The 12,428-nt window shown below is 47.6% G+C and carries 7 protein-coding genes; all 7 read right to left on the bottom strand.

What is annotated here, in order from left to right:
* Positions 1 to 20: 20 nt before the first annotated feature.
* The 7 genes from D7D25_RS10615 to D7D25_RS10580 all read right to left on the bottom strand — a co-directional run bounded on the left by D7D25_RS10615 (position 21) and on the right by D7D25_RS10580 (position 12,145).
* Positions 21 to 935, bottom strand: a complete 915-nt coding sequence (locus tag D7D25_RS10615; protein WP_122968938.1) for a TIM barrel protein — start codon at positions 933 to 935, stop codon at positions 21 to 23.
* 12 nt (positions 936 to 947) lie between these two features.
* On the bottom strand, positions 948 to 2,318 hold the full coding sequence (locus tag D7D25_RS10610; RefSeq protein ID WP_122968937.1) for a Gfo/Idh/MocA family oxidoreductase: 1,371 nt from the start codon (positions 2,316 to 2,318) through the stop codon (positions 948 to 950).
* A gap of 326 nt (positions 2,319 to 2,644) precedes the next feature.
* Positions 2,645 to 4,210, bottom strand: coding sequence for an SUMF1/EgtB/PvdO family nonheme iron enzyme (locus tag D7D25_RS10600; RefSeq protein WP_122968936.1), 1,566 nt, complete (start codon positions 4,208 to 4,210; stop codon positions 2,645 to 2,647).
* A 134-nt stretch (positions 4,211 to 4,344) separates the two neighbouring features.
* Positions 4,345 to 5,511 carry a Gfo/Idh/MocA family protein gene (locus D7D25_RS10595; protein ID WP_122968935.1) on the bottom strand — a complete coding sequence of 389 codons (1,167 nt, stop codon included), beginning with the start codon at positions 5,509 to 5,511 and terminating at the stop codon, positions 4,345 to 4,347.
* A gap of 303 nt (positions 5,512 to 5,814) precedes the next feature.
* Positions 5,815 to 7,704 (bottom strand): RagB/SusD family nutrient uptake outer membrane protein, encoded by a 1,890-nt coding sequence (locus D7D25_RS10590; RefSeq protein WP_255417267.1) that lies wholly within the window; start codon positions 7,702 to 7,704, stop codon positions 5,815 to 5,817.
* Positions 7,705 to 7,716: 12 nt separating this feature from the next.
* On the bottom strand, positions 7,717 to 10,800 hold the full coding sequence (locus D7D25_RS10585; RefSeq protein WP_255417266.1) for a TonB-dependent receptor: 3,084 nt from the start codon (positions 10,798 to 10,800) through the stop codon (positions 7,717 to 7,719).
* Positions 10,801 to 10,942: 142 nt separating this feature from the next.
* Complete coding sequence (locus tag D7D25_RS10580) at positions 10,943 to 12,145, bottom strand: MFS transporter (RefSeq protein ID WP_122968933.1); 1,203 nt, start codon at positions 12,143 to 12,145, stop codon at positions 10,943 to 10,945.
* Positions 12,146 to 12,428 lie beyond the last annotated feature (283 nt).

Genomic DNA, 12,428 nt, shown 5'->3' with positions numbered 1-12,428 from the left:
TTTATATGATGAGAGAAATCTCACGCCTCTTCCCACTGTTTACGAAGTAATTCAAGTGCCGCGGGCACCACTATGGTGCGGTCGCCCTGGGCTCCGCATTCGAAGCTGACATATTTGTCATACCCCATCATCTTGAGCCCCTTGAATCCATTTACATAATTATCAGCCTCACCGTCTTCCCCAGGCATGCTGCGACGTTTCCTGCTGGCCACATGCACATGCTGCAGGTGTTCTCCGGCAGAGAGGAAAGCAGCCATGTCGCAATTTTCCTCCCAAGTCATGTGCCAGAAGTCACCCATGCATTTCACGCCGGGGTTATTGATATCGCGACAGATGGAAGCGGCATCAGCCACCTGGCGAAGGTAAAACGCCTCCTTGCGGTTCAGCGGTTCGAGAATAACGGTCGTTGCGTGTTGTTGGGCAAAGGAGCCCATCTCATCGAACTGTTCACAGAGGAAGTCGCGGGTTTCCTGCGTATGGGGCATCACGGGTACCTGACTGTTGAATGCGGGAACGATGATCACGCCTTTGGCCTCGAGTTCACCCGCAGCAATCATCAATACCTCCATCGTGTCACGGCACTTTTTCCGGATCTCCGGATCGGTAGAGAGGATGAAACCTTCGAAACCGGCGCAGATAACACTCACCTTGATATCACGCCCTTTAAGGGCTTCTTTGAACTCCTGCATCCGGTCCCGGATTCCTCTCCCATGAGGTTCAAACCCTACCACGCCATGTTTTTCCATGAAATCAAACTTTTCATTCAGGTTAGCTCCGGGAGCAATCCCTTCCTGAAAAGAGATATTGAGTTTCGCCTTACCGGAAGCAGCGTTTTCTTTTCCATTTGCCGAAGCAAACGAGGTGCATCCGCCTATGGCCATGGCCGCGGACCCGGCGAGGGTTGTTTTCAAAAATCTTCTCCTGTCGAGTGCCATAATCGTCATTTTTTATTTTCCACTTCCCGGTACGGGTACTGTAAATCCGGACATATCCATCTTGCCGATATTCAGATCGGCCGGCGTATAATCAAGCGGAGCGGCAGTCATGATATCCCACGTCACTTCCTGTCCGGTATAGGCTGCCTCGCGTCCCATGATCCCGGCCATATTCGACACGGCCGTTTCCGATGCCTGTTCAATCGGTTTGTTACCCCGTATGCAGTTGATCAGATTGACATGCTCCAAGGTATAGGGATCGGTCTGCTGGAAACTGGTCTTTTCAGCCTCACTGTCATATTGCCAGATCACGTTACCGGCAAGGTCTTTAATCACATGCCCGCCGTTGCTCGACCACGATCCTTTGGTTCCCTGTATAAATTCGCTTACATTGTTAGCACAACCGTCGATCTGACGACACATACTATGCATATGAATACCATTTTCCATGGTGAAGTCAATGCTGAAATTATCGTACTGGTCACCTGTCACACGACGATGGCGGGAACCAAAACCGACAGCGCTGACGGGCCTTAATCCGGCAAACCAGGTAAACACATCGATATTGTGGACATGCTGTTCCACGATATGGTCGCCCGACAGCCATTTCCAGTTCACCCAGTCGCGTACCATGTATTCAAAGTCGTTCCATTGCGGTTGCCTGTCGCGATACCACAACATGCTCTGGTTCCAGTAAACTGTTCCACCGGTGATTTCACCGATAGCGCCATTCATAATTTGTTTATAAGATTCCACATAAGCGCGCTGATGATGGCGTTGCGTTCCGGTAACTACGGAGAGATTTTTAGCCTGGGCTTGTCTGGCAGCAGCGACGATGGTACGATAACCGGCTGCATCCACACAGATCGGTTTTTCCAGAAAACTATGCTTGTTTTTTTCCACCGCATATTTGAAATGTTCCGGACGGAAGAAAGGAGGCGTGCAATCGATCAACACATCGATATCGCTATCGATCACCTGCTTGTAGGCATCCAGCCCCACAAACCGTTTCTCGGCAGGAATATCTATGTTTTTTTCATTCTTCAATTTTTCCGCTAGGCCGTCCACCCTGTCCTGGAACACATCGCCCAAAGCTACAATGGTTACGCCATTGGCTGCATTCAAGAAGTTGATCGCCGCTCCCGACCCACGTCCGCCGCAGCCTACGACACCTGCTTTCAACTCTTTCCCGTCAGCAGCCAGGTCAGGAAGTTCGGGGATATAATAAGTTCCAGGCTCTCTCAAGGGCGCATTACCCTCTTTTCCTCCACCACTACAGGATGTCAGAAATCCTGCGGAACCGGTACCGATCACTCCGACTGCTCCTGCCACGGCAGAACTCTTCAGGAATGACCTACGGGTTAAACTGTTCTCTTTCTTCATTACTTTGATTATTTTAGATTATTGAGTTTTATTTCTAATTTCAGGATTCCAGATTTAGTCTTCATTCTTCATTCATCACTCTTCCCTCTTCATTCTTCACTCTTCATTCTTCACTCTTCATTCTTCATTCTTCATTCTTCACTCTTCATTCTTCCCTCTTCATTCTTCACTCTTCATTCTTCATTCTTCATTCTTCACTCTTCATTCTTCCCTCTTCACTCTTCATTCTTCATTCTCCACTCTTCATTCTTCATTCTTCACTCTTCATTCTTCCCTCTTCCCTCTTCACTCTTCATTCTTCATTCTCCACTCTTCCCTCTTTCCCACTATAATTCCGGTTCACATACTACACGGAATCCGATTCCTTTTATATCGGAATACCACCAGATACTCTTTGGTTGTTGCGGGTCTGTCCTCAGCCATGCCTCATGTTGCGTATGGCTGCGGCTCGCGCTGCGCACATCAGACGCATCAGACGAATAGAGTCCTCCACGCACCACCCATTCGTCGCCTTCGGTCACGCGGGGATCATGTGTGACTCCTGAGCGTTTGGCATATGCTTGCGGATCATATTTGTCAGCCGTATACTCCATCACATTCCCCAGCATATTTTTTAATCCAAAAGGATTGGCCATCACTTCGGAAGGAGGCTGCGTACGTCCGTTACTATTTTTGTCATAGATCACGTGCGAGGTGATGCCGTCGGTCTTCGGCTTGAAAACATTCCGCATAAATCCCTGATTTGAAAAATCTTTCGGACTTCCGGGGAAGAAATAAGGTGTTTCCGTACCTCCACGGGCAGCATATTCCCACTCCGCTTCGGTAGGGAGACGGTATTTCTTACCGGTCTTCTCCGATAACCACTGACAGAATGTTTCGGCAGCGTAATGGGTCATCGTTATGGCGGGACGATCCCCCTGTCCCCAACCCTGGTCAGGATAACCGAATGGCGGTGTAGGGCCTGATATGGCATCCACATCCATGGCATTCAGGTTGTTCGCATAGACTGTTTCAGGAGGAGTACGTCCTTCGCTCATGGTCTCCGCATAGAATGCCCAGTACATATCCCAGGTGGTTTCCACCTCTGCCATAAAGAACGGGCTGAGGGATACCTCATGCTGCGGCGATTCGTCCGGATTACGGAAAGGTTCCTTCTCGGGACTTCCCATCCTGAAAGTTCCTCCCTCGATCGCGATCATCCCGAACGAGACGGCCGTGCCGGGGATTTGTTCCCTATAGTTGGTAAAGCTGGCGACCTGGGCAGGTTCTTTATAGAACAAGCTCGTATCCACCGCTGCGGTGGAGGTCTGCCCGGGAATGCCGACCATCTGGCCATGGGAGTAATTCGGATTATAATGCCCTACATCAAGGTGACAACTGATACACTGCAAATCGAGCTTTTCGGCATTTTCCTCGTGATAGAGATGTGCTGTGATACCATCATCGCTTATTCCCTGGGGGAAGAGGTTCTGATGACATTTTACACAGGATTCGTTGGGTATATATTTCACGGCATGTTCCAATTCCGATTTCCTGTCCCAATCGATCTCTGCCGGATCTTTGGTAAGGTATCCCCACAGGTCGCGGGCCCCCAACGATATTTTTGCCGTATAATGAGCCCATGTGTCGTCTTTGGGAGGGAGGTGGCAATCCACACAGTTTACCATCACCCCGCTCGAGTTATTCACATGCACCGACAACATCCAACTCTCTTCCGCATGAGGATGCACATGGCACATCATACACGACTCATTCGTGGAAAAATAAACTGAAGTCTGATACAAGGCTGCAACAAAGACAATTCCGATGAATATTCCGATGAGAAGGAAAAAACCTTTTCGTTGGTGCAGTTTTTTACCTGTTCTCCGTTCCCTTCTGGCACGCTTCGACATTGTAATTTTTGATAAGAAGTTTCAAATTATAGTTTCTATCTATATGCCACCGTTATTTGCCCATAAAAGTACGAAATTTTATTCTATTAAAAAAAACGCACCTATAAAATACACTTTATTAGCAAAAATAGGTTTTATTCTATCCATTTGAACCATTTTGTGTCGTTATCCTTACCAGCTTCCACCATAGTTTCCACAAACTGCATTCCCCTGACACCGTCATACACGTCAGGAAAATCAGTAATAAGACCTAGGGGTACTTCTCCATTTCTTTTGGCCATCACAGTCAAAGCAAAATTCCGGTAAATATTGGCAAATGCTTCTATAAAACCTTCCGGATGTCCCGCAGGTGTTCTGGTATTCCATTTGGCCAGGTCGCTCAGGAACTCGTTATTTCCCATATACAGCTCCTGTGTGGGTTTATCGTCCCATCTCAGGATCAACCGGTTCGGGTCCATCTGCCTCCATTCCAGTCCCCCCTTATCGCCATATACGCGGATGCGGATGTTATTGGCTTCTCCGGTAGCTATCTGGGTAGCCATCAGCACGCCGGTAACACCGTTTTCGAAACGCAGTAATGCGGAGCCGTCGTCATCCACGGGCCGTCCCTCCACATAAGTCTGCAGATCAGCGCATACCTCCTCTACTTTCAGCCCCGTCACATATTCGGCCAAATGCCAGGCATGCGTGCCAATATCGCCCATACATCCCGCTTTACCGGTAGTATTGGGATTTGTTCTCCATCCGGCGTTATTACCGCCCTGCAATTCTATGCGTTGTGAGAGCCACCCCTGGGTATATTCCACATACACTTTCCTGAGTTTGCCTAACTCTCCGTTGGCAATCCGTGCTTTCGCCTCTTTGACAGCAGGATATCCCGAGTAGACGTGTGTGAGTGCCAGCACCAGGCCGGTTTCCTCTACCTTTTCCCTGAGTTTTACCGCCTCTTCGAGAGAAAAGGTGATCGGTTTGTCGAGCACAACGTGAACACCTCTCTCCAGGGCCATCATGGCAGGTTCAAAATGCCATTTATTGGGAGTTACGATAGTGACAAAATCCAACCGTTCATCCTCTGGCAGTCTCATTTCACGTTCAAACATTTCATGGTAGTTGTCATAGATCCGGTGATCCGGAATGAAATATTCCCTTCCGGAGCTTCTGGATATTTCCGGATTGGCGCTGAAACAACCACAGACCAGTTCGATCAGGTTATCCATGAAGGCCGCGCGACGGTGTATGGCTCCGATAAAGGCATCGCTCCCGCCGCCGACCATGCCCATCTTAAGTTTTTTATGCTTCATAATATCCGATATTATTATTTATTAGAGTGTCCGAAAACAAAGATACGAAATTATCAGTAACAGCGCTAAGAATTGTTTTGAATCCTATTATATTTCCGGGCAGTCAGCCTGGATCAGTTGTATCACATTTCGAGCCATGGGTTCCCCACAAAACATCTAAAGGTCTCCGCGTTAGTTGCATACTTTTCAAACTCACATGCGAAAGTTGCATTAAATAAAAACCAGCAATCGGATAAAAACAAGCCTGAGCCGCCCTGATAGGAGTTGACATCAACCCATCACAGGGCAGGTCAGATAAAATGATTAGTCCATTCCCGGATTTTGAACCAAATTGGGATTACGCCGAATTTCATCCTGATGGATAGGAGCGAAATACATCTTGTCGAGCCATTTCCGATTCTCACGACTGGAAAGATCATTTACATAATAATAATAATCATATATCTCTTCGTTGTGAATATAAGGCTTCATAGATGTCCTGCCTGGTTTCAGAATGCCCTCCACAACAATCCCTGTCAAAGGTTTGTTGCCAGCTTCCGGGGCGGTCATCCAACGGCGCACATCAAAATAACGATGTTGCTCATAGGCAAATTCAACACGCCGTTGCTGGCGCACAAATTCACGCATATCGGCCTGGTTAAATTGTTTACCACGGGCTGCCAAAGTTGCTCTGGTATCTTTCAACTCAATACGGGCACGCAGGAAGTCCATCCATTCCGCGGCTTCTTCCAGTTCATTCAATTCCACACATGCTTCTGCGGCTATCAGGTACATTTCAGCCAAACGCATGTAAACATGGGGCACGGTTTGTCTGAAATACTGAGCATCAACGGAAGTGTCGATAAGCTTCTTTTCATAATAACCTGTCCATGATCCGTTCCAGTCCTCAATAGGCCCCTGACGGGTATCAACTCCCCACATCGAACGGCGGACCACTCCATCCCGGTATTCAATTTCCACATCACCGTTTGTCACTTCATATTTGCCGGCCTGCAGGCGTCCCAGAGGGGTGGGATCCAAGGTGGCAGCATCTGCCGGACGCGGACGTCCCCATGTATTTCCGTCGGTAGCCACAGTGGCATAAAAACGAGGCTCGCGGCCATTATAGGGATTTCCTTTCTGGAATTCTCCAGGTTTGGTCATCCCTTCCGGCATAGTACCATCCTCGAATTCAAACGCCATTACCAGGTCCTGGGTCGGCGTAGTTCCTGCCCAGTTATGATAACCATTGGGGCCATGCCATAATCCCATATTATTCGCCGCACCGATAGAGGTGTGATAGTTACGGACAAACATTTGCTCGCTGTTTTGCACGTCGGTCATAATAGCCTTGAATTTCTCAGCTCTTTCGGTATTGAGCCCTCCCCTGCAATCGATCAGTTCGAATGGACCATCCTCGATTACTGTAATGGCAGCCTCTTTGGCTGCACGATAAGTAGCGATACGATCACCATCGAATTGATTCACAGCCAAGGTATTTACCGTGCGGTCGGCATACAACGGACTGGCCACATGGAGCAAAATACGGGCTTTTAATCCGGTGGCCACATATTTAGTGACGCGTCCCCATTCTGCAGAACCGACGGTTTCCGGAAGATATTCTTCTGCCTTTTCCAAGTCGCTTACTATAAACTCCAGACATTGCCGCATAGTATTACGAGGTTTTTTCATCTCTTCCACTTCAGTCAGTGAAAAGTCTTCCGTGACGATAGGCACTCCCCCGAAGCCGCGTACAAGTTCATGATACATGTGCGCCCGCATATAATAGGCTTCGCCCTTCATACGTTCCAGGTCAAATCCGACCTTTTCCGGCACATTGTCAATGTTATTGATGATAATATTGGCATAGCGGATACCCCTATACCTATTTTGCCATTTAAACGGATTGTTGTCATTATCATACCATTGAAGGTTGCTTTGTGAAATAGAAACAGCTTCAACAATATCTTTTTGCCCGTAGTTATGGGTAAAGTAGGCATCGTCGGTCAATCCGTCCAAGGAATGCTCTTGAGCACCCGGGTGTATGTTATTGTATAAATCATTCACAAAAGCCTGGGTCAAAGCAGCATCGGTAAAGACCATCTCTTCCGTGTAAGAAGTGGAAGGAACGATATCCATAAAGTCCGAACAAGAATTGAGGACGATTATAAATCCCAAAACGACGGCGGCCATTATTTGTTTTATATTTCTCATAATTTCTTAATTTTAGAATGTGATAGATACACCGGCATTCCAGATACGACGCTGCGGATATTCCCGTCCGGTATCATTGGCTTCCGGATCCTGTACTTTTACATTGTCTATTGTAAATATATTCGAACCATTTACATACACACGCAAATCCTGGATTCCCACATTGCGGACAGCCGGAAAATTGAACGTATACCCGATTTCCATATTTTTCAACCGCAGATAATCGGTTTTGAACTGATAATAAGTGTTCTTCTGGTCTGTTCCCTGTTTGGCCCAATATTCATTCTCGCGGTTATAAGCACGCGGATGTTCCACCATAGGGTTTTCTTCGGTCCAACGGTTTTTATACATGAACTTATAGTAGTTTCCGGCTTCACCGGCTCTTTCACGCCAGATATAGGTAATACCGCCTGTCGCGCCCTGGAATAACGCCCTCAAATCGAAGTTATTCCAACTGAGACCGGCAGTGAGACCGAATACAAAACGCGGCTCCGAGTTTTTGTCGGAACGGACACGGTCATCCGCATTAATAACGCCGTCATCATTTATATCCACAAATTTAATATCGCCAGTACGTGCATTGGCCCAATGAGGATAGCTGTCCAGTTCTTCCTGCGTATTGAACACCCCGTCGGCAATATACCACAACTCGGTATTAACCGGTTTTCCGGTCCTTTTTTGATAATCGGGAATACCGGGGGTTTCATCCCAGAATAAGAGTTTGTTTTTCGCATAGGTCATATTGAAAGAAACATCATATTGCACTTTACCGGCCCTGTCTGCCCAGGAAATCAATCCTTCTATGCCTCTGTTCTGCATTTCACCGATATTTTCTCTTGGGAGCGTAATACCTGAAATCTGGGGTAATGAAGCGTTTCTGTAAATCAACATGTTGGTGCGCTTATGGTGGAAAAGGTCGGTCTCCAAACTTAATCTGTTATCCAGAAACTTGAATTCGAGGCCAAGGTCATAGGTAGTCCCTACTTCCCAGGTAATATTGGGGTTGGGAGTACGCGTCGGATACAATGTCTTCTGGAATGTTGTTCCAAACATGTATTCAGTACCGAAACCGTAGGTATTCAGGTATTGAATACTCCTGTCGAGATTTCCGTCGGTATCCAAAAGATAATCGCTACCGGTCTGGGAGACAGAACCACGCAGCTTAAAATAGTTGATGAAACCGAGGTTTTCCTTCCAGAAATCTTCTTCGGATGCGCGCCACGCGGCAGATACCCCCGGGAAGAAACCATAGCGTTTGTCTTTCGGGAAACGATACGATCCGTCGTAACGGTATACAAACTCGAACAGGTATTTTTCGAGATAGTTATAATTCACACGCCCAAAGTAATTGACACGGCTTTCTTTCCAGGAATAGCCTTCTGTTTCCATATCGGTCACCGAACCATTATTTATTTCATCCAGCGCGTCTGAAATAAAATATTTACGGGTGGCCCTTACCCTGCGCCATTCGTTACTCTGCGCCTCAATACCAAGGGTGGCGCCAAAGTTATGATCACCCATGGAACGGTCGTAGTTGACCACCAAATTGGTCATCCAGTCTGTCTGCTCATCCCTTCTCTCCTCTAACACCGGTTGGGAAACCCCTTTTAACGAGGGAGTCAACTTGTGCTCAGGGTTGCCATCCCAGGTATAAAGGGTGAACGGAGTTTCAAACCGACGCCGGTTATGGAAATGTTGGTCATATGACGCAGTCCCGATAAGCGACAATCCTTCAACTCCAGGGATTTTAAGTGTCGCCCTCAGTGTATTCTGGATATAATATGCTTTGTGAAGGTCTTTCCCGGTGGCCGGAGTGGCACGCACTACCGGGTTATCTCCGTATTCGATATCCGGGCCCGGTTCTCCGGTAGGCCAATACGCGGGCAAGATTGGTTTACTACGCACCATGGAACTGAAGATATCTGTCGCCCCACGTGCCGGATAATTGGTTACCTGGAGTCGATTCACGCTACCATAAGACATATCCAGGTAATCGTTTACTTTCATATCCAGATTGACACGTGTGCTGTACTGATCGTAGCGATTGGCCGAATTCTTATAGATACCATCCTCTCCGTTAGCGGCCAGACTGACATAGAACTTGTATCGATCGCTTCCCCCGGTTATGCTCACATCATGGCGATACATGGGAGAAACATTTTTAATTGTTTCCCTATACCAGTCGGTATCAGGATGTCCCCAGGGGTCTGATCCGTCCTGCCATAATCTCAAGTCTTCTTGGGAATAACGGGGTTCACGCCCCGAATATTTATCAATTTCATTGACCATCGTCGCATACTCAAAAGCATTGGCCAGTTCAGGTATACGTGTGGGTTGCGAGAATCCCATATTGCCTGTATAGGTAATTGTGGGCTTTCCTTCTTTGCCTCTTTTAGTCGTGATCAGGATAACCCCGTTAGCGGCGCGCGATCCATAGATAGCGGCTGAAGCATCCTTCAATACAGACATGGATTCAATTTCATTCGGGTTGATGCGATTCAATCCTCCCGCGCGCCCGGGTACTCCGTCGACGACAATTAACGGGTCTTTGGATCCAAGTGTATTCGTACCCCGGATACGAAGGGTTGTACCGCCGCCGCCAGGTTCATCCGAACGCTGGAAACCGATCACTCCCGGCATACGTCCCACCACGGCATTAGAAAGGTTAGTAGTGGGAGATACCTTGAGTTCATTACCGGAGACACTCGCCACAGCACCTGTTACGGTTACTTTCTTCTGTACACCGTAACCGACGACAACCAGTTCATCGATCAATTGTGTCTCTTCCGTGAGGGTTTGATCTATAATGGTCTGGGTACCGACAGTCACTTCCACGGTGTTATACCCGATATACGAAAAAACGAGAATGGAATTCTCTCCCGGCACTTCCAATGAATATTGACCGTCAACATCGGTCACGGTTCCAAGAGCGGTAGCAGCATTTTTCACTACCACATTCACTCCTATCAAGGGCTCCCCGTTCACATCGCTCACGGTTCCCCTTACGGTCTTTTGCGCCGATATGGAAGCCGTACACAACATAAAAAACAGGAACATCAAAAATTTTGACAAATGTTGTTTCAATTTTGTTTTCATTTCATTTACAGTTAATGTTTCATTCATGCTTCAACGATTTAGATAATTTTAAGAGTGATTTTTCAATGACAATAATATATTCTTTTCCTGTTGAAAATGTGTCTGATTTATCCAGGCATAGGCAAAAAGTATTATGAATATGTCATACAACATTGTTCCTATTATTTTCCCTGAACAGCCCCACAAATCCGATCAGGATGACAACAGCCATGACAAAAGGCACGATCCACACAGAAACCCAGTTGTATGCGCCCTGGGAGGTAGTGTATTGATGCACCACGTTCCCGGCAACCAGTGTTCCCAGATACTTGCCTACTCCATAAGTGGCAAAGGCAATCAGGCCCTGCGCCGAATTCCGTAATGACGACGGAGCCTTTTCATCGACGAACAGTTGCCCCGAAACAAAGAAGAAGGTGAAACAGAACCCGTGCAGCGGCAGTACGGCATAGATGAGGCCGGTCTGTCCCGTATGGGCTCCCAGGGCAAAGAACCCGTACATCAGCACCCATGCCACAATAGCAGCCACTATACTTCCCTTGTAACGCAACTTGACAAACAGCAGGGGAAAAGCAAACAGGAAGATCACTTCGGCAACCTGCCCCATGCTCATGGCCGCGGCCGCGTTATTGATCCCCACATTGACTATGAAAAGGTTGGTAAAAGAGTCATAGAAAGCAAGCGGGATACAGGTCAATGCCGAGAACACCAGCAATACCAGGAACGATTTATCCTTGCTAAGTGTAAAAGCGTCGAATCCGAGTATGTGCCCGACGGTCACCTTTTCTAAACGCTTTTCCGGCGCCTTGTAAGGCAGAAGAAAAGCATACAACCCTGCCAGAAAAGAGATGCCGGCAGCGATAAGGAAAGGAGTTGACAAGGGTTCCAGATTCATGGAACTGATCAGTATCCCGGCAATGATCCATCCAAACGACCCGAACAGCCGTACACGGGAGAATTCCTTCGACGGCTCCAGCAGGTTGTCAAAAGAGATGGAGTTGCACAGCGACATGGTCGGCATAAAGCAAATTGCATACAACAGCAAGACAGGAAAAAATAACGAAAAGTTATTGATTTGTGTCAACCAGACTAATAATAGCGCGCCCGTTATGTTTAAAAACGCCAAAACCCTGTTGGGGGAAAAGAATCGATCGGCAATCATCCCTACAATGACAGGGGATATGATGGCGGCGATGGCTGCCGTGCTATACGCCAATCCGATCTGCACTCCCGTGAAATGAAGGGTTTGCCCCAAGTAAGTGCCCATGGTCACATACCATGATCCCTGAATAAAAAACTGAAAGAACATCATCAGGGAGAGTTGTGGTTTCTTGTTTTTGTGTCCCATTATTAAATTTTATATCGTTAATTATTTAATATTGCAAAGTCTCCTATAACCGGATCATTCATAAAAAAACATTCCCGGACTGCCCTAACCCATGCTGCCCGGGAATGTTTTTAGATGGAATAAAGAGAATCCGACAAATATTGTTAAAATATCTGTCATAGAGAAGGGAAAAATTGACTGGAAATAAAGGTTTTAAGCTATGAAAGATGGGGGGGGGGGGGGGGGGGGGGGGGGGGGGGGGGGGGGGGGGGGGGGGGGGGGGGGGGGGGGGGGGGGGGGGGGG

Origin of the sequence: Proteiniphilum sp. X52 (genome assembly GCF_003712195.1) — a bacterium.
GTDB lineage: Bacteria > Bacteroidota > Bacteroidia > Bacteroidales > Dysgonomonadaceae > Proteiniphilum.
This window is presented reverse-complemented; position numbering and strand designations above follow the sequence as displayed.